Here is a 24,622-nt window from a genome sequence, read left to right as displayed (position 1 = left end):
AACGTATCGAGCCACAGCGCCTCCGGTACGAGTTGCCGCAGTCTAAGAGTCAGGGGGTTTTCACACAACCTCGGCCATGAGCGACCGCGCCATCCCGCGCAGCTACCGCATGATGGAAGGCTTTGGCGTCCACGCCTTCCGCTTCATCAACGCCCGCGGCGTGGCCCACTTCGTCAAGTTCCACTGGAAGCCCCGGCTGGGCCGCCACGGCCTGGCCTGGGACGAGGCACAGAAGATCGCCGGCAAGGACGCCGACTTCCACCGGCGCGACCTGTGGGAGGCCATCGAGCGCGGCGAATTCCCCGAGTGGGACTTCGGCGTGCAGGTCATGGACGAGGCCAAGGCCGCCAGCCTGGGCTTCGACCTGCTCGACCCCACCAAGCTGGTGCCGGAAGAACAGGTGCCGGTGCAGCTGGTGGGCAAGCTGGTCCTCAACCGCAACCCCGACAACTTTTTCGCCGAGACCGAGCAGGTGGCCTTCCATCCCGGCCACGTCGTGCCCGGCATCGACTTCAGCAACGACCCGCTGCTGCAGGGCCGCCTGTTCTCGTACACCGATACCCAGCTGTCGCGCCTGGGCGGGCCCAACTTCCACGAGCTGCCGATCAACCGCGGCGTCTGCCCCATGCACAACTTCCAGCGCGATGGCATCGGCCGCCAGCTGATCGCCAAAGGCCAGGTCAGCTACGAACCCAACTCGCTGGCCAGCGGCTCGGAGTTCCGCGTCGACGGCGGCCAACAGGGCCTGCAAAGCCACGCCGAGGAGATGGAGTCGCCCAAGATCCGCCGGCGCAGCCCCAGCTTCGACGACCACTTCAGCCAGGCCACGCTGTTCTACAACAGCCAGAGCGCGGCCGAGAAGGACCACATCGTCGCGGCCTTCCAGTTCGAGCTGTCCAAGGTGGACACCATCGCCGTGCGCCAGCGCATGGTCGACAACCTGGCCCACGTGGACGCCAAGCTGGCACGCAAGGTGGCGGAGCCCCTTGGCATCGCGCCGCCCGACGCCAAGGCCGCCGCCGGCCGGCCGGGCTTTCGCGACCACCGCGTCAAGCTGGCGGTGGATGCCTCGCCGGCCCTGTCCATGGAAGGCAGCGGCGGCGGGATCGCCACCCGCAAGGTGGCGGTGCTGGTGGCCGACGGCGTGGAGACCGGCGCGCTCAAGGCCTTGCAGCAGGCGCTGGCCGACGAGGGCGCCGCCTGCAAGATCGTCGCGTCCCGCCTGGGCTTCGTCTCGACCTCCTCTGGCCAACAGCTGGCGGTGGACCACACCCTGGCCAACACGGCGTCGGTGATGTTCGACGCCGTGCTGGTGCCCAGCGGCGCGGCCAGTGCCCAGGCCCTGGCGACCAGCGGCGACGCCGTGCACTTCGTGCTGGAGGCCTACAAGCACTGCAAGGCCATCTGCGTGATCGGTGACGCGGTGCAGCTGCTGCGCACCCTGGGCATCAACGGGCCCGACAGCTCCAGCGCTGCAGCCGGCGTGGTGGTGGGCAGCAACGAGGCCACCGGGCGCGCCCAGCTGGCACAGGACTTCATCGCCGCCATCGCCAAACACCGCCACTGGGGTCGCGCCAACGTCGACGCCGTGCCGGCCTGAAGCACTTGCATTGGGGCGCTGTCGGCGGCCACCGCCGGCAGCGCGTTGTGCAAGGCATGCCCTTTCGCCCTGTCGCCTTCTTCGCCTTTCTGTGCCTGGCCGCACTCCAGGTCCAGGCCTATGAAGGCACGGTCAGCCACGTGAGCGACGGCGACACGCTGTGGGTGCGGCCCGCCAAGGGCGGCGCACCGCGCGCGCTGCGGCTGGATGGCATCGACGCCCCCGAGATCTGCCAGGCCCATGGCGCTCTTGCGCGCGATGCGCTGGCGGCGCGCCTGCTGCACCGGCAGGTGGCCGTGCGCACACGCTCGCGTGACAGCTACCACCGCGCGCTGGCGTCCGTCAGCCTGGACGGCCAGGACATGGGCGCCTGGATGGTGGCGCGCGGCCATGCCTGGGCGCACCGCTTCCATGGCCACGCCGGCGCCTACGCCGCGCAGGAAAGCGCTGCGCGCAGCAAGCGTCTGGGCCTGTGGGCGCACGCGCAGCCGCTCGAGCCCCGCGCCTTTCGTCGCAAGCATGGCGCCTGCCACTAGGTCAGACTTGCCGACGGTGCCGCGCGAGACTGCTGGCGAAGCGGCGCGCTGAGCGCAGAGCCGCCTGCAGGGCATCCCCAGCCCCATGTCCCAGATCGCGGATCGCCTGGCGGCGCAGCGCAGCGGCGCGCTCGCGGCCCGCCTGCATCAGGCGGTTGTGGTCGGCGTTGCTGCGGTCGATGCTGTTCATGGCGCTGTCCTTCGCCTTTGTGCAGAGGCGTGCGCCGACTGTAGGCAGGGCCAGACGTCGGGGAAACGGCGCCCCGCGCAAATGCGTCTTGCAGTCTGCGCAAGAGCGCACGCCGTTACCATGCAAGCCATGCGCAACCTCGACTTCGATGCCATGCACCTGTTCGCCCGCGTGGCCGATCTGGGCACGCTGTCGGCGGTGGCGCGCGAGCGCGATGTGCCCGTCAGCCAGGTCTCGCGCACGCTGGCGCGCATCGAGAAGGCCTGCGGCGCGCGCCTCATCCACCGCAGCACCCACGGCCTGTCGCTCAGCGCCGAGGGCCAGACCTTCCTGCAGTACTGCCGCCGCCTGACCGGCACGCTCGACGAGCTCGAGGGCGAGTTCGCCGGCCACGCCGGTGCGCCCAGCGGCCTGGTGCGCGTGGCCGTCAGCTCGGTGATCGCGCAGTTCCAGATGGTGCCCAGCCTGGCCGGCCTGGCGCAGCGCCATCCCGGCCTGAAGGTGGAGGTGGCCGTGGACGACCGCCTGGTCGACATGGCGCGCGAAGGCATCGACATCGCCATCCGCACCGGCGGCACCCTGCCCGAGACGGTGGTGGCGCGCCAGATCGGCGCGCGGGCACGCGCCCTCTACGCCGCGCCTTCCTACGCCCAGGCCCATGGGCTGCCGCAACACCCGGATGAACTGCGCCAGCATGCGCTGGTGACCAACAGCGCCGTCCCCATGCTCAACCACTGGCCCTTCATCATCCAGGGCAAGCGCTGCGAGATCCTGGCCGAGGGCCAATGGCGCAGCACCGACACCAACGTGCTGGCCAGCATGGTGGTGCAGGGCCTGGGCATCGGCCGCCTCGCCACCCTGGCGACCGCGCCGCTGCTGCGCGAGCACCGCCTCGTTCCCGTGCTGGAAGATTTCACCGACATCCAGCCCGTTCCCATCTATGCCGTGACCCTGCCGGGCCGACACCGCCTGCCGAAAATCAAGGCCTGTCTGGACTGGTGGGCGCAATGGTTCGCCCAAACCGACACATGACCTCACTCAACCCACCCATACAACCGGCCGTGCTGCGGCCCAGCCTGCGCTTCATGCTCTCGCACCCGGCGCACCTGATCGCGCTGGGCTTGGGTTCCGGCCTGTCGCGCGTCGCGCCGGGCACGGTGGGCACGCTGTGGGCCTGGGCCGCCTGGTGGGCCATTCAGGCCTGGCTCACGCCCACGGCCATCGCCTGGGTCATCGCCGCCTCGCTGCCCATAGGCTGGTGGGCCTGCACCGTCACCGCCCGCAACATGCGTGTGCTGGACCCGGGCCACATCGTCTGGGACGAGGTCGTGGCCTTCTGGATCATCCTGTGGCTGCTGACGCCGGCGGGCTTCCTGGTGCAGCTGGTGGCCTTCGGCCTGTTCCGCTTCTTCGACGCCGTCAAGCCCGGACCTGTGGCCTGGGCCGACGAGCTGTTTCACGGCTTCGGCTGGCGCGGCGGATTCGGCATCCTGTTCGACGACCTGGTGGCAGCGTTTTGCACGCTGCTGCTGTTTGCATTGTGGAGGTCCGCATGATGGAGCCGCTATCGAATCAGGAGCATCTCGCGCACGATCTGTGCGGGCAACTGGCCGATTTGTTGTTGAAAAAAGGCTGGATGCTGGCCACCGCGGAGAGCTGCACCGGCGGCCTGATCGCCGCCGCCTGCACCAATGTGCCGGGCTCCAGCCGCTGGTTCGAGCGCGGCTTTGTCAGCTATTCCAACGAGGCCAAGACCGAACTGCTGGACGTCGATGCCGCCCTGATCGCAGAACATGGCGCGGTCAGCGAGGTGGTGGCGCGGGCCATGGCCTTTGGCGCAGTGCGGCGCTCGCGCGCCCGCGTCAGCGTGGCGGTGACCGGCATCGCCGGGCCCGACGGCGGCAGTGACGACAAGCCGGTGGGCACGGTCTGGTTCGGCTTCATGGTCGACGGCCTCCTGTCCAGCGAGCTGCAGCGCTTTGACGGCAACCGCGCCGCCGTGCGCGGCGCCACCGTGCGCCACGCCCTGCGGCGCCTGCTCGAACTGCTGGCTTAAGACAGCAGCAGGGCCTGCAGCGGCCGCCGCGGCGCCGCCTCCACCGGCGCTGCCGGATAGCCCAGGCGGCAGAACATCTGCAGCGTGGCATCGCCCGGTCCGCGCGGCGCCGGCCGGCCCAGCAGGCGGCGGTGCGCCTCTTCGTAATGCGCTGCCATCTCGGGGAACTCCTGCAAGGCCTGGCTCATGGGATGGACGCCCAGGCCCAGCTCACTGGCCTTGAGCTGCATGCGCACATAGGCACGGCCCGCCTCGATTTGCTGGCTGTGGCTGTTGCCCGGCGTGGCCAGCCAGGCAAAGCCCATGGCGCTGGCGCAGTGGCCATCGAAGCGCTGCATCATGTGCTCGTACCCGGCACTGCCTTGGGCCGGCGGCGCCGAACGGTCGAACAGGCCCAGGGCATTGGCGATGCGCGGCATCGCGCCGTTGACAGCGATGCCGTCGCGGTGCTGCAGGATCTCCCGCGGGCCGACGCGGGTCAGGCGCACGCTCTCCATCACCGTGCGCGGCGTCAGCAGTTCGACCTGGGCCGAGGCACGGCACAGCGTACGCAACGCAGGCAGGGCCTGCGCGTCGCCCGTGCCACCGCCCTGCACGCGCGGCGCCGGCACGCCGGCCAGCAGCGCTTGCAGCGTGGCCGCAGCCACAGTCCGGGTGGTGTCGAAGTCGACCTTGGGCGTGTGGCGGCGCAGGATCTGGCCGAACAGCGGGTCGGCGACGCCACCGGGTAGCAAGCGCACGCGGGCCACAGGCCGGCGGTCCCAGTCCTGCAGTTGCGGCGGCAGCTCGCCCTGCGGCCAGAGCGCGACGTCGGCGCGCAGGCCCTGCTGGGCCAGCGCGATCACCAGCAGCTCGAGGAAGGCGCCATGGCCGATCAGGATCTGCCGGCCAAAGGGGTCGGTCTCGGGCAGCAGGCGCTCGCGGTCGCACAGCAAGGTGATCACACCCGGCTCGCGCAGGTCGGCGATCCAGGGCTGCAGGTTGTGCGGGTTGGGCGCGGTCAGCGCATAGGCCAGGGCTCGCCGGCGCGGCTCGGCCTCCTGGCCCGGTCCGTCCCAGGCCTCCACGGCCTGCGCCGGCAGGCCGCTGCCAGCCGCGCAGCCCACGGCGATGCCGGCCGTGGCGGCAGCCACCACGCCGCCCCCGGCCAGGCGCATGAAGTTGCGGCGCTTCATGATGCGCTGCCTTGCAGGGCCAAGGCGCCACTCTGTCCGGGCTGCGCCAACAGGCCCAGCTCGCCCAGGGCCTGGCGCACGGCCTGCGCGAACGGTGTGTGCGGCTCGGGGCCGGCCAGCTGCGCCATCCGCGTGTTGACCAGGGTGTAGGGCGTGGTCCAGAGGTAGCGCATCTCGGCCAGGGCAGCGGCCATGGGCGCCACCAGGCCGGCCAGGCGCAGCAGCGGCCAGGACAGCGTTGTCGCCCGCAGGCGACCGTCGGTGCGCAGCCAGCCCTGCTCGCGCGCAATGTCTTCGAACACCTGGGCCCATTGCGCGCCCGTCACCGCGTGGCCGGCAAAGTGCAGGGTCTCGAAAGCGCCCAGCCGTTCGCGCTGCTGCGCCACCTGCACGAAGGCGCGCGCCATGTCGGGCAGGAAGGCCCAGGTGGTGGTCACGTGCATGGGGCCGGGGTAAGTGAACTTGCCGGCGCGCAGGCCCTTGGCCATGACCTGGTCGAACCAGGAACCGCTGCCGCTGCCGAAGAAGTCGCCGCCGCGCATCACCACAGCCTTCATGCCGCCGTCACGCGTGGCCGCCAGGATCTGCTGCTCGCTGGCCTGGCGCAGGCGACCCTTGAAGCTGCTGGGCGCCTGCTGCGTGTCCTCGTGCAGCAGGGCCGGCATGGCAGCGCCGAAGTTGTAGACGCTGGCCGGCAGCAGCATCGTGGCGCCGAGTTCGCGCGTCACATCGATGGCGTTTTGCGTCAGGCGCGGCACGCCTTCGCGCCAGGCCTTGTGGGTGTAGGCCGGGCTGAGCGCCTGCACCACGACGTTGGCGCCGCGGGCCGCGGCGGCAAGCGTGGCCGTGTCGGCGGGATCGGCCTGGACCCACTGCACGCCGGCGATGGCCGGCCCGGTAGCGCCGGGGCGCAGCTGGCCATGAACTTGCCAGCCGGCCTGGACAAAGGCCCTTGCGGCGGCACTGCCGAAGCGCCCGTGGGCGCCGAGGATGAGAGCGGAGGATGTCGGGTGCTGCATGGCAGTTGTCCTTTGCGGTTGGATGGCCCGATTGTGGAAAGCCGCAAGCTGTTCGACAATTGCCTAACTGTCCATAGCAGGTATGCATGAATGAATAGCAACTTCGACTGGAGCCTCGCCCGCTCCTTCCTGGCCGCGCTGGACCACGGCAGCCTGATGGGCGCAGCCCGCGCCCTGGGCGCCACCCAGCCGACCCTGGGCCGCCACATCGCCGAGCTGGAGGCGCAGCTGGGCACGGTGCTGTTCGAGCGCACCGGCCGCGGCCTGCTGCCCACCGAAGCTGCACTGCGCCTGGCCGAGCCCGCGCGGGCGATGGAGGCCGGTGCCAACGCGCTGGCGCGCAGCGCAGCGGGCGCGGAAAGCCAAAGTACGGGCACGGTGCGCATCACGGCCAGCCAGCCCATCGCCTGCATCCTGCTGCCGCCGGTGCTGGCCCAGATGCGGCTGGCCCTGCCCCAGGTGCAGGTCGAACTGGTGGCCAGCAACCAGGTGAGCAACCTGCTGCGGCGCGAGGCCGACATCGCCCTGCGCATGGTGCAGCCCGACCAGGCCAGCTTGGTCACCCGCAAGATCGGCAAGGTCACGCTGGGTGCCTATGCCCACCGCGACTACCTGCGCCGGCGCGGCACACCCAGACAGCTGCAGGACCTCGCGGCCCATGAAGTCATCGCTGACGACCGCGCTGGCGCCGTGCTGGCGGGCATCGAGCAGATGGGGGTAGCGCTGACCAGGCAGGAGCTGGCCTTTTGCACCGACGACCTGATCGCCTACTGGGAAGCGGTGCGCGCCGGCCTGGGCATAGGCTTCGTCGCCGACTGGCTGGCGCGCACCGACAACCAGCTGGTGGCCGTGCTGCCCACGCTCAAGATCCCGCCGCTGCCGATCTGGCTGACGGTGCACCGCGAGATCCGCACCAGCGTGCGCATCCGTGCGGTGTACGATTTCCTCGCGCAAGCTGTGCCGCGCGCCCTCTGACGGCCCTTCAGAAAGATCCCATGCAGTTTCGCGACCGTCTCATGCGCTACCCCTTCCGCTACACCGTCTTCGCGCTGTGCGTGCTGGGCCTGCTGCTGTGGGCCAGCATCTTCCTGGCCACCGGCTGGGGCCTGGCCGTCGCCCTGGTGTTCGCCGGCCTGGTGCTGGTGGGTCTGCGCGACCTGCGCCAGAGTCGCCACGCCATCTTGCGCAACTACCCGGTGATCGGCCACATGCGCTTCCTGCTGGAGTTCATCCGGCCGGAGATGCGCCAGTACTTCATCGAGAGCGACACCGAGGCCGCGCCCTTCTCGCGCGCCCAGCGCTCCCTCGTCTACCAGCGCGCCAAGGGCGAGCAGGACAACCGGCCTTTCGGCACGCAGCTGGACGTGACGCGCCAGGGCTACGAATGGATCAACCATTCGATGCAGCCGACCACGCTCGCGTCCTCCGACTTTCGCGTCACCATCGGCGCGGACACGGCCCAGCCCTATGAGGCCAGCGTCTTCAACATCTCGGCCATGAGCTTCGGCTCGCTCTCGGCCAACGCCATTCTGGCGCTGAACCAGGGCGCCAAACTCGGCGGCTTCGCCCACGACACGGGCGAAGGCTCGATCTCCTCCTACCACCGCCAGCATGGCGGCGACCTGATCTGGGAGATCGGCTCGGGTTACTTCGGCTGCCGCGACGCGCAAGGCCGCTTCGATGCGGAGCGCTTTGCCGCCAACGCGCGCGACCCGCAGGTCAAGATGGTGGAGATCAAGCTGAGCCAGGGCGCCAAGCCCGGCCATGGCGGCATCCTGCCGGGCGCCAAGGTCACGCGCGAGATCGCCCTGGCGCGCGGCGTGGAGATCGGCGTCGACTGCAACTCCCCGTCCTCGCACAGCGCCTTCTCCACGCCCATCGAGCTGATGCAATTTGTGGCCCGGCTGCGCGAGCTCTCGGGCGGCAAGCCCACCGGCTTCAAGCTGTGCATCGGCCATCCCTGGGAGTGGTTCGGCATCGTCAAGGCCATGCTGGCCACCGGCATCACACCGGACTTCATCGTGGTCGACGGCGCCGAGGGCGGCACCGGCGCGGCGCCGGTGGAGTTCAGCGACCACGTGGGCGCGCCGCTGCAGGAAGGCCTGCTGCTGGTGCACAACAGCTTGCTGGGCGTGGGCCTGCGCGAGCGGGTCAAGATCGGCTGCGCAGGCAAGGTCATCACCGCCTTCGACATCGCCCGCATGATGGCCCTGGGCGGCGACTGGTGCAATGCCGGCCGCGGCTTCATGATGGCCCTGGGCTGCATCCAGGCCCAGACCTGCCACACCGGCAACTGCCCGACCGGCGTGACCACGCAGGACCCGCTGCGCGAGCGCGCCCTGGTGGTGCCGGACAAGGCGGTGCGGGTGCACAACTTCCACCGCACGACGCTCCTTGCGCTGAAGGAGTTGGTGCAGGCGGCGGGGCTGCGCCACCCCAACGACATCACGGCGCACCACATCGTGCGGCGCCTGACCGACACCGAGGTGCGGCAGCTGTCCAACCTCATCCTGCGGGTGGAGCCGGGCTCGCTGCTCAGCGGCGACATGAGCGCGCAGCACAACGTCTTCAAGTACTACTGGCCCATCGCCAGGGCCGACGCCTTCGCGCCCGCCTGATCAGTCCAGCACCAGGCCGCCATTGAGGTTGACGATGACGCCGGTGAGGGCGCCGGCCTCGTCCGAAGCCAGGAACACCGCCGTGGCCGCCAACTGCTCCAGCGTGGGCAGGCGCTTGAGCAGCGTGCCCTGGGCGGCGCCGGCCAGCATCTCGTCCACGCTGACGCCGGCCGGCCCGGCCACCTGGGCAAAGACCGCGTTGGCATGCGAGTCCGCCGCCAGCGTCTGGGGAATGGCATGCGAGCGGATGCAGGCCACGCGCACGCCCTGCGCGGCCAGCTCGCCCGCCAGGTGCCGCGACATGCCCTCGACCGCGGCGCAGGCGGCGCTGTGGCCCATGTAGCCCGGCCCCGGCATGCGGCTGGCCAGCGTCGTCAGCAGCAGGACCACACCGCTGCCGCGCCGCACCATGTGGGCTGCCGCGGCCTTGGTGGTGAGGAAGTTGCTGCGCGTGTAGACCTGCAGCGGCAACTCGAAGTCGGCCAGCGACAGCTGTGCCAGCGGCGTGCCCTGCACGTGGAAAACGCCGATGGCGTTGAACACGATGTCGATGCGGCCAGCCTGTTCGGCGACGGCTGCGGCATGGCGTTCGACCGCTGCTTCGTCCAGCGCATCGACAACCGCGGTGTGGGCCGTGCCACCGGCCGCGCGGATGCTGTCCGCCACGGCGTCCAGCCTGGCCAGCGTGCGGCCGGCCAGGTAGACGCTGGCGCCCTCACGCCGAAGGCGCGTGCCACGGCAGCGCCGATCGCGCCACCCCCGCCGTGGACCACGGCGACCCGCTTGGCCAGCCGCATCACATCTCACCGAGCAGGCCGATCATCCAGGACACTCCGAATTTGTCGGTGACACCGCCGAAGTAGGGTGACCAGAACGTTTTGGCCAGAGGCATCTCCACCTTGCCGCCGTCCAGCAGGCCGTGGAACAGGCGGTCGGTTTCGGCCTTGTCCTGGGTGGTCAGCGAAATCGAGAAGCCATTGAAGGCGGTTTCGCCGGCGCCCATACCGTCCGAGACCATGATGTTCTCGCCCAGCAGCTGCAGGTTGGCGTGCATGATCTTTTCGTCCGAACCGGGCGGCATGTAGGCGCTGGCGCCTTCGTCCGGGTTGTCCTTGAAGCGCATCAGCATGGTGACCTGGGCGCCCAGGGCCTTTTTGTAGAACTCCAGCGCCTCCTCGGCGCGGCCGTGGAAGAACAGGTAGGGCTGGATCCGGGTGGCGGTCGATTGCATGGCGGGCGTCCTTTCCGTTTGTTAACCGAACGGTAAAGTATAGAAGCCGGCGCGGCCTTGTCAACCTCGGCGGTATCTCAGCCGCCGGACGCCCTCAGGCGCCGCAGCACTTCTTGAATTTCTTGCCGCTGCCGCAGGAGCAGGGGTCGTTGCGGCCGGGCGTTTCAGCCTTGCGCAGCGTTTCCACCTTGGGGCCCAGGCTCTTCCAAAGCTGGCGCAGGTCGTACACCGCCCAGATGGCGGCGCCGAAGTCGTCCAGCCGGCGGTCGCTCACGCTGGGCGGGCCGTCCTCGGTGTGCATGGAGACCGTGGGCTTGCCGTTGTCGTCCTCGCTGAGGGCGACAACGGCTTCGAGCGCGCCGTCGAGCATGCCGGCAGCATCGGCGTCGCGCGGCGCGGCCCAGTCCTCGGGCCAGGTTTCCACCGCGTACATGAAGCCCAGGGCCCAGACCTGGGCGAAGGACGGCACGGCCGCCAGGTCGATCTCACCGCGCTCTTCTTCGGGCATGGCCAGCACGGCACCGCGCGTGTCCAGCACTTCGGGCTGGAAGCAGCGCTCGTCGTCCAGCGTTTCCACCGGCGCGTCCAGGGCGGCCTCGATCTCGGCCCAGCGCTTGCGCCAGCGCCAGACGAACTCCATCTGCGCCACCGGCTTGAAGCCGTCGCCCAGCAGCACAGGCCAGTACTCCTCGGGCGCGATCGCGCGGCGCGAGCACACCAGAGCGGCCAGGAAGCCTTCGCAGAACTCCCACTGCGGAATCTCTTCGTCCTGCTCGCGCAGCTGGTCCAGCACCGTGTCCTGGGCGTCGAAGTCGTCGGGGCCCAGCGGGGCGGTGGAAGCGGTGTCGAGAGCGGTCATGGCGTGGCGGTTGCTATGGCTTGCATAGCAGTATCAACAGGAACGGCGAGGGCTAGCAGCCTCTTGCGCATGGAAAGAACGGCCTTGTCCTTGCTCAGGAGCAGGGCCTGGTGGGCAACGGCCAGGTCGATGAACTTCTGGTCGTCGGGGTCGGAGCAGGTCACGCTCGCCTTGGCCGGCACGTCCACCAGCTTGGCTTGCTGGTCGAAACGCGCCAGCACCTGGTCGGCGGTCAAGGCATAGAACGCCAGGCGCGGCTGCAGCTGCGGATAGTCCAGCACGCGGCGCAGTTCCTCGCGCATGGGCGGCGTGGCCAGCCATTGCAGGCTGGAATCGTTCAGGCTCTGGCGCAGCGGCCCGGTCCTCGGGTCGGAGAACACGAACAGGTCCAGCACCACATTCGTGTCAATCACGACCGGGGCTTGCATTCGCATCCTTGTTGCGGGCCGAGCCCTTGACCATGTCGAAGCGGAACAAGCGGCACTCGATGGGGCCGTTCCACATCGGCACGCGGCGCGACTCCTTCAGGCGCATCTTGGACGGCAGCTTGAGGTCGGGCGTCAGCACCCAGGCCGTCCAGCCGCTGTAGTTTTTCTTCCAGTGCGTGGCCAGCTGGCCGAAGAACTCGCCGCCATCCTCGGTCTGCGCGTTCTCGCGCGCGCCGAAGCGGCCCGGGCCGGCCACGCCGGCGGCCTCGATGCGCTCGCCATACGGCGGATTGAGCAGCATCACGCCCGGCGTTTCCGAGGGCGGCATGCGCTGCAGGGCGTCGCCGCCGCGCAGCTGGACCACATCGGCCACGCCGGCGCGCTGCGCGTTGCGTTCGGCGAAGTCGACCATGCGGTGGGCCACGTCGCTGCCAAAGACCGGCCCGGTGGGTGGGCGGCGCGCGGCCTGGGCCTGGTCCTTGAGCGCGTTCCAGACATGGGCCTGGAAGGGCAGCAGCTTTTCGAAGCCGAAGCGGCGCAGCAGGCCCGGCGCGATGTTGCAGGCGACCTGGGCCGCCTCGATGGCGATGGTGCCGCTGCCGCAGCAGGGGTCGTACAAGGGGGCAACACCGTCCCAGCCGCTGGCGGCGATCATGGCCGCGGCCAGGGTCTCCTTGAGCGGCGCCTCGCCCTTGTCCTCGCGCCAGCCGCGCTTGAACAGCGGCTCGCCCGAGGTGTCGATGTAGAGCGTGGCCATGTCGGTGGTCAGGTGGGCATAGATGCGCACGTCCGGCCACTGCGTGTCGACGTTGGGCCGCACGCCGGTCTTGTGACGGAAGCGGTCGGCCACCGCGTCCTTGACCTTGAGCGCGGCAAAGTTCAGGCTGGTCAGCGGGCTGTGCTGCGCCGTGATCTCGATCTTGAAGCTCTGTTTCGTGGTGAACCAGATCTCCCAGGCGATGGCGCTGGTGGCCTCGTACAGGTCGTTCTCGTTGCGGTAGGGCGTGTGCGACAGCTGCACCAGCACGCGCTGGGTCAGGCGGCTGTGCAGGTTCAGCAGCATGGCGTCGCGCCAGGAGGCGCGCAGCTGCACGCCGCCGCGGCCGACCAGCAGGTCGTCGCCGGCCAGGCCGGTGAGGCGGTGCACCTCGTCGGCCAGCATGTCCTCGACGCCGGCGGCGCAAGGCAGGAAAAGCTGGAGTTGGTTCATGTTGAAGTGAGATAGTAGGGCCTGCACCCGTGTCCGGTCCAGGCCAGGGCCACCGCGGATCCGGCTTTGCCGGGCCGCTGGTGGCGCCCCCTTGAGGGGGAGGCGCCGCAGGCGCTTCGGGGGGGAGTCATAAGGCCCGGCGCAGGTTGGCCGGCGCGATGCGCAGCGCCTCGCGGTACTTGGCCACGGTGCGGCGCGCGCACTCGATGCCCTGCTCCTTGAGCATGTCGGAGATCTGGCTGTCCGACAGCGGCTTCTTGAGGTTTTCCGAGGCGACGAACTGCTTGATCAGCGCCCGCACCGCGGTGCTGGAGGCATTGCCGCCGGTCTCGGTGCCCAGGGCCGAGCCGAAGAAGTACTTGAGCTCGAAGGTGCCGAAGGGCGTGGACATGTACTTGGCGGTGGTGACGCGGCTGATGGTCGACTCGTGCAGGCCCAGCTCGTCGGCGATCTCGCGCAGCACCAGCGGGCGCATCGCCAGCTCGCCGTGCACGAAGAAGTTCTTCTGACGCTCGACGATGGCATTGGACACGCGCAGGATGGTGTCGAAGCGCTGCTGGATGTTCTTGATGAACCAGCGCGCCTCCTGCAGGCGCTGCTGCAGCGCCTGGTGGCCCTCGCCCTTGTGCGACTTGAGCGCGCCAGCATAGATGTCGTGCACCCGCAGCCGCGGCATCACGTCGGGATTGAGCTGCACCCGAAAGCGGAACTGGTTGCCCCGGCCGATCTGGGTGACCAGCACGTCGGGCACGACGATGTTGCGCTCGACGTTGACGAAGCGGCGTCCCGGCTTGGGCTCGAGCCGGGCGATCAGGGCGATGGCGGCCTTGATGCGCACATCGCTCTCGCCGGTGATCTGGGCCAGGCGCTTGACGTCGCGGCGGGCCAGCAGGTCGATCGGCTGGGCGCAGATCGCCAGGGCCGTGTGACAAGGCGCGTCGGCCGCCGCGCCCTGGCCCATGGCGCGCAGCTGCAGGCTCAGGCATTCGGCCAGCGAGCGCGCACCCACACCGACCGGCTCCAGGTGGTGCAGCAGGCCCAGGGCCACGGTGAAGTGGTGCACCACCTGCTCCTGCTGCTCCAGGTCGCCCGGCGCCAGGCCGGCGGCCAGCGACTCCAGCGTGTCTTCCAGATAGCCGTCGTCGTTGAGCGACTCGATCAGGAAGCGCAGCGCGGCGCTGTCTTCCGGGCTCAGGCGCAGCGACAGGGCCTGGCGGTGCAGGTGGCTTTGCAAAGACTCCTGACTGCGCGCCAGCTCGGTGGCGTCCATGCCCTCGCCGTCGTCCAGGTTGTTCTTGCGGGCCGGCGCGTCGCCGCCCCACTCGCCGTCGTCGGGCACGACCTCGGTGCTGCCGTCGCCGTCCCAACTGGGCGCCTCGACCTCGGTCGTGGTCGTCGCTTCGGGCTCATTCTGGCTCGTAGCCCCCGCCATGTCTTGGGGAGTCGCTACAAAATCAGTAGCAAAATCGGTCTCGTGGTCGCTCTCCGCGGCCGGCGTGTCGGAGCGCTCCAGGCCGAATTCCTCGCGCGGCGCCTCTTCCTGCGTCACCTCCAGGAAGGGGTTGTCGTCGAGCATCTGCTCGACTTCCTGCGACAGCTCGAGGGTGGACAGCTGCAGCAGACGGATCGACTGCTGCAGCTGCGGCGTCAGCGCCAGGTGCTGGGAGACGCGAAGGGACAGGCCCTGCTTCATGGCCGAAAAATCACGATTACATCCTGAAGTGTTCGCCGAGATAGACGCGGCGCACGTCGGCGTTGTTGACGATCTCTGAAGGCGTGCCCTTGGCGAGCACCGAGCCGTCACTGATGATGTAGGCGTGGTCGCAGATGCCCAGGGTCTCGCGCACGTTGTGGTCGGTGATGAGAACGCCGATGCCGCGCGACTTGAGGAAGCCGATGATGCGCTGGATCTCGATCACAGCGATCGGGTCGATGCCGGCAAAGGGCTCGTCCAGCAGGATGAAGCGCGGCTGGGTCGCCAGGGCGCGGGCGATCTCGACCCGCCGGCGCTCACCACCGGACAGGGCCAGGGCCGGCGAGTCGCGCAGGTGGTCGACCCGCAGGTCCTGCAGCAGGGTCGACAGGCGCTTGTCGATCTCCTCGCGCGGCAGCGCCTTGCCGTCGGCGCCGCGCTGCAGTTCCAGCACCGCGCGCACGTTGTCCTGCACGTTGAGTTTGCGAAAGATCGACGCCTCCTGCGGCAGGTAGGACAGGCCCAGGCGAGAACGGCGGTGGATGGGCATGTGCTCGACCGAGGCGCCGTCGATGGAGATCTCGCCGGCATCGGCGCGCACCAGGCCGACGATCATGTAGAACGAGGTGGTCTTGCCGGCGCCATTGGGGCCCAGAAGGCCGACCACCTCACCCTTGTCCACCGCCAGCGAGACGTCCTTGACCACCTTGCGGCCGCCATAGCTTTTTTGCAGGTGCAGCGCTTCCAGGCGGCTGCGACCGGCGCCGGGCTGCTGCGCCCGCGCGTCGACTGTGGTCACTGTCACTTCTTGTCCCCGCCCAGGGTGAGGCTGGGTCGCAGGCCGGCAGGCGGCGCGGCCGGCGTGGCGGCCGCCGAAGCGGCGCTACGCGGTGCCAGCACCGCCCGTACCCGACCGCCGGGCTGGGCCGTCGAGCCGGGCGGGCCGCCGTCCACGCTGAAGACGTCGGTCAGGTTCTCATAGGTGATGACGTTGCCGTTCATCTCGTCGCTGACCACCGTGCCGCGGTAGCGCCGCATCTCGGCGCGGCGGACGAATTTGACACGGTCGGCCTTGCCGTCGTACTCGATGGTCTCGGCCTCGCCCTCGATGTACTCGTCCACGCCCTCGCGCTTTTGCCGGTAGAAGGCGCGCTGGCCGGACTCGCCCGTGACCAGCCCGTGCTGATAACCCTCGGGGTCCTGCCGCACGTCCACCCGGGCGCCGCGGATGATGATGGTGCCCTTGGTCAGCACCACCCGGCCGGTGAACACGCTGGTCTGCTTGAGGTCGTCGTAACGCAGGTTGTCAGCCTCGACGTTCATGGGCTTGGTGCTGTCGGCCCTCTCGGCCCGGGCCGCGCCGGCCGGCAGCAGCAGGGCCAGGGGAAGCAAAAGGGTGGCGTGGAGGTGTTTCATAAAGGCACGAATCTTGCTGTCCATTGTAGCGGCCGATCCCCCGCCTCCCATGCAAAAGGCCCGCAGTGCGGGCCTTTTGCATGGATGACCGTGGCGCCGGCGCGCCGCGGCTTCAGCGGCTCTTGCGCGCTTCGGCGATCAGGAAGTCGCTGACCTGCAGGGCCCGCGCCATGGTCCCAGCCATCGAGCCATCGGTGTAGTAGCGCCCGGCGATGCCCAGGGCCGGCACGCCTTCCACCTTGAACGCATCTTGCAGCTGGACCGCCTTGCGTGCCTTGGTCTGCACCGAGAAGGAGTTGTACAGCTCCTGGAACTTGGCCTTGTCCAGGCCCTGCTTGTCGGCCCAGGCCAGGATGGCGGCCTCGTTGTCGATGGGCTGCTTGTCGACGTGAATGGCCTGGAAGACCTTGGTGTGCAGCTCGGGCAGCTTGTTGAGGGCCTCCAGCGTGTAGAACAGACGCTGCTGCGGCACGAAGCTGTCGCGGAAGGCGACCGGCACGCGCTTGAGCACCACATCGGCCGGCAGCTTCTTGGCCCAGGCTTCCAGCTGCGGCTCGAATGCGTTGCAATGCGGGCAGCTGTACCAGAAGAACTCGACCACCTCGATCTTGCCGGCCGACGCTTCGGTCGCGACGCGCTTGTCCAGCGACTTGTACTCAACCCCGTCCTCGGGCTTCTTCTGGGCCCAGGCCAGTTGCGGCAGGCCCAGCGAGGCAGTGGCCAGGACGCAGGCGGTGCCTGCGGAAAACTCGCGTCGGTTCATTTCAATTCACTCCTTGTCAGGGTCTGAGCGCAGGTCTCCACGAAGGTTCCTGCGGGTGCGGCGATCAGCGTTGTACGCGAACCAGGGCCGTTTCCACACCGCCGGCTTCGAGCTTTTCCTTGCTGCGGTCGGCCTCTTCCTTCTTCTCGAAGGGGCCCACGCGCACGCGGAACACCTGGCGGCCGGACTGCTCGCGCTCGGTGACCTTGGCGTCGATGCCCATGAGCGAAAGCTTGGCGCGCTGCGCCTCGGCATCTTCGGGCGTGCGGAAGGCGCCGGCCTGCACGAAGTAGAGGAAGGGGTCGGCGCCCACAGGCGCTGCAGCGCGGGCCGCGGCCAGGTCGCCCAGCGGGTCGGCCGAGGGCTTGGCGCCGGGGCGCGCCGCGCTGGCGGCAGGGGCAGCAGCCTGGGCGGCCGACGCCGGGCGCTGCGGCGCCGAAGCACCGGCAACGGCGGGCGGCACCGGGGCCACGATAGCGGGCGACGGCGGCAGCGCCTTGGCCGGGTTCTTGCCGTGCAGCGGGGCGTTGGGGTCCCAGTTCTGGTTCTTGCGCGTCTCGGCCGCGTCCTGTTCGGCCGTGCGGCTCTGGCTCTTGCTGTTCATGAAGGGGATGGGCACCTTGGTCACATAGACCGCGACGGCCAGGGCCGCCGCCAGACCCAGCACGACACCAATGATGATGCCCACGATGACGGAACCACGTTGTCTCTTCAAGATTGAGCCCTACATTTTTTGCGGCGCGGACACACCCAGGACCGCCAGGCCATTGTGCAACACCCGCGCCGTCGCGGCGACCAGCGCCAGCCGGGCTTTCTTGACGGCTTCGTCATCCACCAGGATGCGCTCGGCGTCGTAATAGCTGTGGTACAGCGAGGCCAGCTCGCGCAGGTAGAAGGTGACGTCGTGCGGCGCGAAGTCGCTGGCCGCGCTGGCCAGCATCTCGGGGTACTTGGCCAGTTGCAGCATCAGGGCCAGGGCCTGCGGGCTTTGCAGCGGCGCGAGCCCGGCGTCCGCGAGCGTGGCGGCGTCGCCGCCCCAGGCCGCCAGCACCGAGCAGATGCGCGCGTGGGCGTACTGCACGTAATAGACCGGGTTGTCGTTGTTCTGGGCGACCGCCAGGTCGATGTCGAAGGTGTACTCGGTGTCGGCCTTGCGCGACAACAGGAAGAAGCGCACCGCGTCCTTGCTGGTCCACTCGATCAAGTCGCGCAGGGTCACGTAGCTGCCGGCGCGCTTGGAGATCTTCACTTCCTCGCCACCGCGCACCACGCGCACCATGGTGTGCAGCACGTAGTCGGGGTAGCCCTGCGGGATGCCGACATTGGCCGCCTGCAGGCCGGCGCGCACGCGGGCGATGGTGCCGTGGTGGTCCGTGCCCTGGATGTTGACGACCTTGCTGAAGCCGCGCTCCCACTTGGCGATATGGTAGGCCACGTCGGGCACGAAGTAGGTGTAGGTCCCGTCCTGCTTGCGCATCACGCGGTCCTTGTCGTCGCCGTAGTCGGTCGACTTGAGCCACAGCGCGCCGTCCTGCTCGTAGGTCTTGCCCGCCTGCTGCAGTTTCTGCACAGCGGCGTCGACCTTGCCACTGGTGTAGAGGCTGGACTCCAGGTAGTAGTTGTCGAAGTGCAGGTTGAAGGCCCGCAGATCCTTGTCCTGTTCGTTGCGCAGGTAGGCCACGGCGAACTGGCGGATGTTCTCCACGTCGTCCACATCGCCGTTGGCGCTGAACTCGCGGTCATCAGCCTTGACCGTCTTCTTCGCAAGGAAGTCGTCGGCGATGTCCTGGATGTAGTCGCCGTTGTAGAACGCCTTGCTCTCGGGGTTGTCGGGGTCGGTCGGCCAGCAGGCGTCGCCCGGCTTGAAGCCCTTGGCGCGCAGTTGCGTGCTCTTTTTGAGAGTATCGATCTGCACGCCGGCGTCGTTGTAATAGAACTCGCGCCAGACGTCCCAGCCCTGGCTGGCGTAGAGGTTGCAGATCGCGTCGCCCAGCGCGGCCTGGCGGCCGTGGCCCACGTGCAGCGGGCCGGTCGGATTGGCCGAGACGAACTCCACCAGGATGCGCCGGCCATTGGCCGGCTGCTGGCCGAACTTCTCGCCGGCGGCCAGCACCTCCTTGACCACCTGCTGCTTGGCCTCGGGCTTGAGCTTGATGTTGATGAAGCCCGGGCCAGCGATGTCGATGGCCTCCACCCATTGCTGGAAGGACGGCGTGGCCAGCAAAGCGCTACGCAAGGTCTCGGCCAGCTGGCGCGGATTGAGCTTGAGCGGCTTGGCCAGCTGCATGGCGGCGGTGCTGGCGAAATCGCCGTGCGCCGCCACCTTGGGCGATTCGAAGACCGCCTTGCCGGCGGTACCGGGCAGCAGCTTGTCCAGCTCCGCAGCCAGGCTGCCGAGCAATTCTTGTTTCACGAGGAGCATGGGGGGATTTTAAGTGGCGGCCTGCGCTGCCCCAGGCTTACTTACCAAAGCCGCGCGCCAGGAACACCGCCGCCAGGGGAATCAGCGCCACCAGGTGGGCCTCGACCATCACGAAGCGGCGCGCGAGTTTGATCTGCTCGGGCGCCGGCAGCCCGCCGGTGGCCCGCAACTCACGGCGCCAGCGGATGAACATGAGGGTGGGCTTGATCGACAGCAGGCCAACGATGACAAACAGCGTCAGCTTGACGTGCAGCAGCGGGTTGGTCCAGTACCAGCCCATGCCCTTGGCGCCCAACCAGGTGCGCAGCACGCCGGTGGCCAGCACGACGATGGAGGCCACGCCGACGATGGCATCGACCTTGGCCAGGCGCTCCACCACCTGGGCGTTGAGCCATTCGCCGCGGCAAAGGGCCGCTTCACTGGCCAGGAAGACCACCAGGGTCAGGATGGCCAGGATGTGGGCGTAGGCGAGGATGGCTTCGAGGGTCATGGCGCGTCCTTTCAGGCGGCTTTCCAGAATTCGCTCTGGCCGTAAGTGTGCTTGAGGAAGTCGATCCACAGGCGCACCCGCAGCGGCATGTGCTTGCGCTGCGGGAACACCGCGTAGATGCCATTGGGCGGCGCGGCGAAATCGGCCAGCACCTCCTGCAGGCGGCCCGAGGCGATCTCCTTTTCCACCTCCCAGGTGCTGCGCCAGGCGATCCCATAGCCGGCCATGCACCAGTCGTGCAGCACCTGGCCGTCCGAGCAGTCCAGCGGGCCGCTGGGCTTGAGGTGGGCCAGTTCCTCCTGGCCGTCGCTGCGCGGAATGCGAAATGCCCAGCCGCGGGTCTGCGAGGCGTCGCTGGACAACGCCAGGCAGGCGAACCTGGCCAGCTCGCTGGGATGCTTGGGCGTGCCATGGCGCTTGAGGTATTCGGGGGTGGCCACGCACAGGCGCCGGTTGTCGGCCATGCGCACGCTCACCAGGGAGGAGTCGGGCAGGTCGCCCACGCGCACGGCGCAGTCGTAGCCTTCGCCCGCCAGGTCGACCACGCGGTCGCTCAGGTTCAGCGAGATGGTGACGTCGGCATGCAGTTCGCGAAAGCGCGGCACCAGGGGGGCGACGTGGCGGCGGCCAAAGCCGGCCGGCGCCGTGATGCGCAAGTGGCCGCTGGCCTTGACGCCGCCTGCGCTGACGCTGGCTTCGGCATTGGCGAAGTCGGCCAGCAGGCGCTGGCAGTCCTCCAGGAAGGCGCTGCCTTCGTGGGTCAGGGTCAGGCGCCGCGTGGTGCGCACCAGCAGCTTGACGCCCAGGCGCTCCTCCAGCGCGTCCAGGCGCCGGCCCATGATGGCGGGCGCCACGCCCTCGGCCTTGGCGGCGGCCGTCAGGCTGCCCTTGGTGGCGACGGAAACAAAGGATTCGAGCTGCTTGAGTTTGTCCATGCGAGGCAAATTATGCGCATGGAAGTTCTCAATTTCAGCAAATTGGCGGCAGATTAGGCCGAAACCGTGATGTTGCGGCGACACAGTGACGCCACCTGCTCGTCGGAATAGCCCAGTTCGCGCAGCAGCTGTGCACTGTGCTCGCCCAGCTGCGGCGGCTGCAGGCGCAGCCCCGGGCGCTCGCCGTCCAGCGTCAGCGGCAGCAACGGCACCCTGGTTTCACGGCCATCGGCCAGAGTCAGCGGCGCCAGGCCGCCGGTCTGGTTCAGGTGCGGGTCGTCAAACAGCGCCTCGGGCTGGGTGATGGGCGCGAAAGGCAGGCCGTTGGCCTCGAACACCGCGCTGAGGTGCGCCGCGCTGTGGCCGGCCAGGCGCTCACGCAGCATGGGCATCATCCAGTCGCGCGCCTGGACGCGCAGGTTGTTGCTCGCCAGCCGCGGGGCGGCCAGCAGGTCGGCAAAACCGAAGGCCTCGCACAGCAGCTTCCACTGGCTGTCGCTCACGGCCGCCAGGAAGATCTGCTCGCCGTCCTTGACGGTGAAGACGTCGTAGACCGCCCAGGCCGAGATGCGGCCCGGCATGGGCGCGGCCGGCTGGCCGGTGACGGCGTACTGCATCATGTGCTGGGCCACCAGGAAGACGTTGTTCTCGAACAGGGCGCTCTGCACCTCCTGGCCCTTGCCGGTGGCGGCGCGTTGCATCAGGGCGGCCATCGCGCCGATGGCCCCGAACATGCCGCCCATGATGTCGTTGACGCTGGCGCCGGCGCGCAGCGGGTCGCCGGGCCGGCCCGTCATGTAGGCCAGGCCGCCCATCATCTGCACCACTTCATCGAGCGCCGTGCGGTGGTCGTAGGGACCGGGCAAAAAGCCCTTGTGGCTGACGTAGACCAGGCCGGGATGGAGCTTGCGCAGGCTGGCGTGGTCCAGCCCCAGCTTTTGCATGGTGCCAGGCTTGAAGTTCTCGCTGACCACGTCGGCGGTGGCGCACAGCTTGAGCGCCACCTCGCGGCCCTCGGCTTGCTGCAGGTCCAGCGCGATGCTCTTCTTGTTGCGGTTGAACAGCGGGAAGAAACCCGCGCCCGAGCCCAGCAAACGGCGCGTGCTGTCACCCGTCACCGGTTCGACCTTGATCACCTCGGCGCCCAGGTCGGCCAGCACCATGCCGCAGGTCGGGCCCATCACCATGTGGGTGAACTCCACTACCCGGATGCCGGCCAGCGGCAGGGCGGCCTCGCTCATTTGAGCGGGATCACCGTGCCCTGCGGCACGGCCACGACGGCCACGCTGTTTTGCGGCGAGCCCTCGATCACGCGGTCGGAATAGGTCAGGTAGACCAGCGAGTTGCGCTTGGCGTCGACCATGCGCACCACGCGCAGCTTCTTGAAAACCAGGGAGATGCGCTCGGTGAAGACTTCTTCCTGGCGCTCCAGCTTGCCCTTGAAGCTGATGGGCCCGACCTGGCGGCAGGCGATGGAGGCCTCGGCCTTGTCCTCGGCCAGGCCCAGACCGCCCTTGACGCCGCCGGTCTTGGCGCGCGAGACATAGCAGGTGACGCCACTCACGCCGGGGTCGTCGTAGGCATCGACCACGATCTTGTGGTCCGGCCCCAGGAATTTGAAGACTGTGTCGACTTCGCCCACGGGCTCGCCGCCGGCCTTGCCACAGGCCGCCAGCAACATGGCCAGGGACAGGATCAGGTGCTTGTTCATGGGTGCTCCTTGTGGGACGGAAAGCCAAGGCGCAGTATGCCGCGTGCCCCCAAAACGGGGACCAGCGACCGCTTCAGGCTTGGGACAGGGCAAATTTGCCTTATTTTTGTCACCAATATTGGGACTTTTGCCCGTCTTAATAGTTTGCAAAGTATCCAATACAGTGCTGGCACTGTATTTGCCAGAGGAATTCCCATGACCGCCCGCACCACCGTCCACGGCCTCGAAGTCGCCACCGAACTGTTCCGTTTCATCGAGGACAAAGTCCTGCCGGGCACCGGCGTGGCCAGCGCCGCCTTCTGGAAGGGCTTCGACGCCATCGTCACCGAACTGGCGCCGACCAACCTGGCCCTGCTGGCCGAACGCGACCGCCTGCAAAGCGAACTCGATGCATGGCACAAGGCCCATCCCGGCCCCATCAAGGACATGAAGGCCTACCGCGCCTTCCTCGAGAAGATCGGCTACCTGGTGCCCTCGCCGGCCGAGGTCAAGGCCACCGCTGCCAACGTCGACGACGAACTGGCGCTGCAGGCCGGCCCGCAGCTGGTTGTGCCGGTGCTCAATGCCCGCTACGCACTGAACGCCGCCAACGCGCGCTGGGGCTCGCTGTATGACGCGCTGTACGGCACGGACGTCATCGCCGAAACCGAGGGCCTGGAAAAGGGCAAGGGCTACAACCCGGCGCGCGGCGCCAAGGTCATTGCCTATGCCCGCAACGTGCTGGACCAGGCCGCGCCGCTGGCATCGGGCTCGCACAAGGACGTCGCGCTGTACAGCGTGGCCGGCGGCCAACTTGCGGTCCAGCTCAAGAACGGCGCCAGCACCGGCCTGAAGGACCCGGCCCTCTTCGTGGGCTACCAGGGCGCGGCCGAGGCGCCTTCGTCCATCCTGCTGCGCCACAACGGCATCCACCTGGACATCCGCATCGACCGCAGTACCACCATCGGCAAGGACGACGCGGCCGGTGTCAGCGACCTGGTGGTGGAAGCCGCCCTGTCCACCATCATGGACCTGGAAGATTCGGTCGCCGTGGTTGACGCGCAAGACAAGGTGGTAGCCTATTCCAACTGGCTGGGCATCCTGCAGGGAACGCTGACCGAGGACGTGCAAAAGGGCGGCAAGACCTTCACCCGCGGCCTGAACCCCGACCGCGAGTACACGGCCGCGAACGGCGGCAAGCTCACGCTGCACGGTCGCTCGCTGATGTTCGTGCGCAATGTCGGCCACCTGATGACCAACCCCGCCATCCTCTACGCCGGCGGCAAGGAAATTCCCGAAGGCATCCTGGACGCCATGGTCACCACGGCCATCGCCATCCATGACCTCCAGCGCAAGGACCAGCCGGGCATCAAGAACTCGCGCAAGGGCTCGGTCTACATCGTCAAGCCCAAGATGCACGGCCCGGCCGAGGCGGCCTTCGCCTCCCTGCTGTTCAAGCGGATCGAAGCCGCGCTGGGCCTGGCGGAGAACACCGTCAAGCTGGGCATCATGGACGAGGAGCGCCGCACCAGCGTCAACCTCAAGGCCTGCATCGCCGAGTCCGCTGCGCGCGTGGCCTTCATCAACACCGGCTTCCTGGACCGCACCGGCGACGAGATGCACACCGCCATGCTGGCCGGCCCGATGCTGCGCAAGGGCGACATGAAGACCAGCGCCTGGATCCAGGCCTACGAGCGCAACAACGTGCTGGTCGGCCTGGAGTGCGGCCTGCGCGGCAAGGCGCAGATCGGCAAGGGCATGTGGGCCATGCCCGACCTGATGGGCGCCATGCTCAAGCAGAAGATCGTGCACCCGCAGGCCGGCGCCAACACCGCCTGGGTGCCGAGCCCGACGGCCGCCGCCCTGCATGCCACGCATTACCATGCGGTCGACGTGTTCGGCCGCCAGGCCGAGGTGGCGAGGCAGCCGGTGCCGTCGCTCGATGCCCTGCTCACCATTCCGCTCGCCACCGGGCAGAATTTCTCCGAACAAGATGTGAAGGACGAACTCGACAACAACGCGCAGGGCATTCTCGGCTATGTCGTGCGCTGGGTCGACCAGGGCGTCGGCTGTTCGAAGGTGCCTGACATCCACGATATCGGCCTGATGGAAGATCGCGCCACCTTGCGCATTTCCTCCCAGCATATGGCCAACTGGCTGCTGCATGGGGTCTGCACGAAGGAGCAGGTCGATGCCGCCTTCAAACGCATGGCCGCCAAGGTGGATGCGCAGAATGCCGGCGACCCGCTCTATCGCCCGATGGCAACCGATCCGGACAACAGTCTCGCATA

Annotated in this window: 26 protein-coding genes; 8 read left to right on the top strand and 18 right to left on the bottom strand. The window is 68.6% G+C overall.

Going from position 1 to position 24,622, the window contains the following annotated elements; translation table 11 throughout:
* Positions 1–76 precede the first annotated feature (76 nt).
* Positions 77–1,600, top strand: coding sequence for a catalase (locus Q0632_RS22325; protein ID WP_298934440.1), 1,524 nt, complete (start codon positions 77–79; stop codon positions 1,598–1,600).
* A 56-nt stretch (positions 1,601–1,656) separates the two neighbouring features.
* Complete coding sequence (locus Q0632_RS22320; RefSeq protein WP_298934438.1) at positions 1,657–2,136, top strand: thermonuclease family protein; 480 nt, start codon at positions 1,657–1,659, stop codon at positions 2,134–2,136.
* A 1-nt stretch (position 2,137) separates the two neighbouring features.
* Here the strand turns inward: Q0632_RS22320 and Q0632_RS22315 are convergent, their stop codons facing one another.
* Positions 2,138–2,326 (bottom strand): hypothetical protein, encoded by a 189-nt coding sequence (locus tag Q0632_RS22315; RefSeq protein WP_298934435.1) that lies wholly within the window; start codon positions 2,324–2,326, stop codon positions 2,138–2,140.
* Between the two features lie 129 nt (positions 2,327–2,455).
* Between Q0632_RS22315 and Q0632_RS22310 the strand changes: the two genes are divergently transcribed.
* Genes Q0632_RS22310 through Q0632_RS22300 form a run of 3 tightly spaced genes read left to right on the top strand, consistent with a single transcriptional unit; the run spans position 2,456 to position 4,382 of the window.
* Positions 2,456–3,358, top strand: a complete 903-nt coding sequence (locus tag Q0632_RS22310; RefSeq protein WP_298934433.1) for a LysR family transcriptional regulator — start codon at positions 2,456–2,458, stop codon at positions 3,356–3,358.
* On the top strand, positions 3,355–3,882 hold the full coding sequence (locus tag Q0632_RS22305) for a phosphatidylglycerophosphatase A (protein WP_298934431.1): 528 nt from the start codon (positions 3,355–3,357) through the stop codon (positions 3,880–3,882). Before Q0632_RS22310 ends, Q0632_RS22305 begins: the two co-directional genes overlap by 4 nt.
* The gene (locus Q0632_RS22300) at positions 3,879–4,382 is read left to right on the top strand and encodes a CinA family protein (RefSeq protein ID WP_298934429.1); all 504 of its coding nucleotides are present in this window, start codon (positions 3,879–3,881) and stop codon (positions 4,380–4,382) included. Before Q0632_RS22305 ends, Q0632_RS22300 begins: the two co-directional genes overlap by 4 nt.
* Here Q0632_RS22300 and Q0632_RS22295 read toward each other — a convergent pair.
* Together Q0632_RS22295 and Q0632_RS22290 are read right to left on the bottom strand one after the other, a co-directional pair.
* The gene (locus Q0632_RS22295) at positions 4,379–5,557 is read right to left on the bottom strand and encodes a twin-arginine translocation pathway signal protein (protein WP_298934428.1); all 1,179 of its coding nucleotides are present in this window, start codon (positions 5,555–5,557) and stop codon (positions 4,379–4,381) included. The genes Q0632_RS22300 and Q0632_RS22295 overlap by 4 nt on opposite strands.
* Entirely contained in the window at positions 5,554–6,576 is a 1,023-nt protein-coding gene (locus Q0632_RS22290) for an NAD-dependent epimerase/dehydratase family protein (protein ID WP_298934426.1), read from the bottom strand. Before Q0632_RS22290 ends, Q0632_RS22295 begins: the two co-directional genes overlap by 4 nt.
* 90 nt (positions 6,577–6,666) lie before the next feature.
* Here Q0632_RS22290 and Q0632_RS22285 point away from each other — a divergent pair, with 90 nt between their 5' ends.
* On the top strand, positions 6,667–7,551 hold the full coding sequence (locus tag Q0632_RS22285; RefSeq protein ID WP_298934424.1) for a LysR family transcriptional regulator: 885 nt from the start codon (positions 6,667–6,669) through the stop codon (positions 7,549–7,551).
* Between the two features lie 20 nt (positions 7,552–7,571).
* Entirely contained in the window at positions 7,572–9,194 is a 1,623-nt protein-coding gene (locus Q0632_RS22280) for an FMN-binding glutamate synthase family protein (protein ID WP_298934422.1), read from the top strand.
* Here the strand turns inward: Q0632_RS22280 and Q0632_RS22275 are convergent, their stop codons facing one another.
* The 15 genes from Q0632_RS22275 to Q0632_RS22205 all read right to left on the bottom strand — a co-directional run bounded on the left by Q0632_RS22275 (position 9,195) and on the right by Q0632_RS22205 (position 22,322).
* A complete protein-coding gene (locus Q0632_RS22275) occupies positions 9,195–10,001 on the bottom strand; it encodes an SDR family oxidoreductase (protein ID WP_298934420.1) in 807 nt (268 codons plus the stop codon). It abuts the gene before it with no gap.
* Complete coding sequence (locus tag Q0632_RS22270; protein WP_298934418.1) at positions 9,991–10,425, bottom strand: VOC family protein; 435 nt, start codon at positions 10,423–10,425, stop codon at positions 9,991–9,993. Before Q0632_RS22270 ends, Q0632_RS22275 begins: the two co-directional genes overlap by 11 nt.
* A gap of 94 nt (positions 10,426–10,519) precedes the next feature.
* Positions 10,520–11,284 carry a UPF0149 family protein gene (locus tag Q0632_RS22265; protein ID WP_298934417.1) on the bottom strand — a complete coding sequence of 255 codons (765 nt, stop codon included), beginning with the start codon at positions 11,282–11,284 and terminating at the stop codon, positions 10,520–10,522.
* Complete coding sequence (locus Q0632_RS22260; RefSeq protein WP_298934415.1) at positions 11,281–11,718, bottom strand: putative toxin-antitoxin system toxin component, PIN family; 438 nt, start codon at positions 11,716–11,718, stop codon at positions 11,281–11,283. Before Q0632_RS22260 ends, Q0632_RS22265 begins: the two co-directional genes overlap by 4 nt.
* Entirely contained in the window at positions 11,690–12,922 is a 1,233-nt protein-coding gene (locus Q0632_RS22255) for a THUMP domain-containing protein (protein WP_298934413.1), read from the bottom strand. Before Q0632_RS22255 ends, Q0632_RS22260 begins: the two co-directional genes overlap by 29 nt.
* Before the next feature lie 127 nt (positions 12,923–13,049).
* A complete protein-coding gene (locus Q0632_RS22250) occupies positions 13,050–14,615 on the bottom strand; it encodes an RNA polymerase factor sigma-54 (RefSeq protein ID WP_298934411.1) in 1,566 nt (521 codons plus the stop codon).
* Between the two features lie 16 nt (positions 14,616–14,631).
* Positions 14,632–15,420 carry an LPS export ABC transporter ATP-binding protein gene (gene lptB / locus Q0632_RS22245; RefSeq protein WP_298934409.1) on the bottom strand — a complete coding sequence of 263 codons (789 nt, stop codon included), beginning with the start codon at positions 15,418–15,420 and terminating at the stop codon, positions 14,632–14,634.
* Positions 15,417–16,031 carry a lipopolysaccharide transport periplasmic protein LptA gene (gene lptA, locus Q0632_RS22240; RefSeq protein ID WP_298934406.1) on the bottom strand — a complete coding sequence of 205 codons (615 nt, stop codon included), beginning with the start codon at positions 16,029–16,031 and terminating at the stop codon, positions 15,417–15,419. Before lptA ends, lptB begins: the two co-directional genes overlap by 4 nt.
* A gap of 112 nt (positions 16,032–16,143) precedes the next feature.
* Positions 16,144–16,794: a thiol:disulfide interchange protein DsbA/DsbL gene (locus tag Q0632_RS22235; RefSeq protein ID WP_298934404.1), complete on the bottom strand. Its 651-nt coding sequence runs from the start codon at positions 16,792–16,794 to the stop codon at positions 16,144–16,146.
* Between the two features lie 64 nt (positions 16,795–16,858).
* A complete protein-coding gene (locus tag Q0632_RS22230; RefSeq protein WP_298934444.1) occupies positions 16,859–17,512 on the bottom strand; it encodes an SPOR domain-containing protein in 654 nt (217 codons plus the stop codon).
* Between the two features lie 6 nt (positions 17,513–17,518).
* Positions 17,519–19,216 (bottom strand): arginine--tRNA ligase, encoded by a 1,698-nt coding sequence (argS, locus tag Q0632_RS22225; RefSeq protein ID WP_298934402.1) that lies wholly within the window; start codon positions 19,214–19,216, stop codon positions 17,519–17,521.
* Between the two features lie 37 nt (positions 19,217–19,253).
* The gene (locus tag Q0632_RS22220) at positions 19,254–19,706 is read right to left on the bottom strand and encodes a DUF2214 family protein (RefSeq protein ID WP_298934399.1); all 453 of its coding nucleotides are present in this window, start codon (positions 19,704–19,706) and stop codon (positions 19,254–19,256) included.
* Between the two features lie 11 nt (positions 19,707–19,717).
* Positions 19,718–20,641 carry a LysR family transcriptional regulator gene (locus Q0632_RS22215; protein WP_298934397.1) on the bottom strand — a complete coding sequence of 308 codons (924 nt, stop codon included), beginning with the start codon at positions 20,639–20,641 and terminating at the stop codon, positions 19,718–19,720.
* 53 nt (positions 20,642–20,694) lie between these two features.
* The gene (locus tag Q0632_RS22210; protein ID WP_298934395.1) at positions 20,695–21,882 is read right to left on the bottom strand and encodes a CaiB/BaiF CoA-transferase family protein; all 1,188 of its coding nucleotides are present in this window, start codon (positions 21,880–21,882) and stop codon (positions 20,695–20,697) included.
* Positions 21,879–22,322 (bottom strand): CreA family protein, encoded by a 444-nt coding sequence (locus Q0632_RS22205; RefSeq protein WP_298934442.1) that lies wholly within the window; start codon positions 22,320–22,322, stop codon positions 21,879–21,881. Before Q0632_RS22205 ends, Q0632_RS22210 begins: the two co-directional genes overlap by 4 nt.
* Before the next feature lie 225 nt (positions 22,323–22,547).
* Between Q0632_RS22205 and Q0632_RS22200 the strand changes: the two genes are divergently transcribed.
* The coding region (locus Q0632_RS22200) for a malate synthase G (protein ID WP_298934393.1) at positions 22,548–24,622 on the top strand (2,075 nt) is incomplete at its 3' end.

This window comes from uncultured Ramlibacter sp. (genome assembly GCF_936925435.1).
Taxonomy (GTDB): Bacteria; Pseudomonadota; Gammaproteobacteria; order Burkholderiales; family Burkholderiaceae_C; genus Ramlibacter.
The sequence above is the reverse complement of the archived record's forward strand: the minus strand, read 5'-3'. Positions and strand labels throughout refer to the sequence as shown.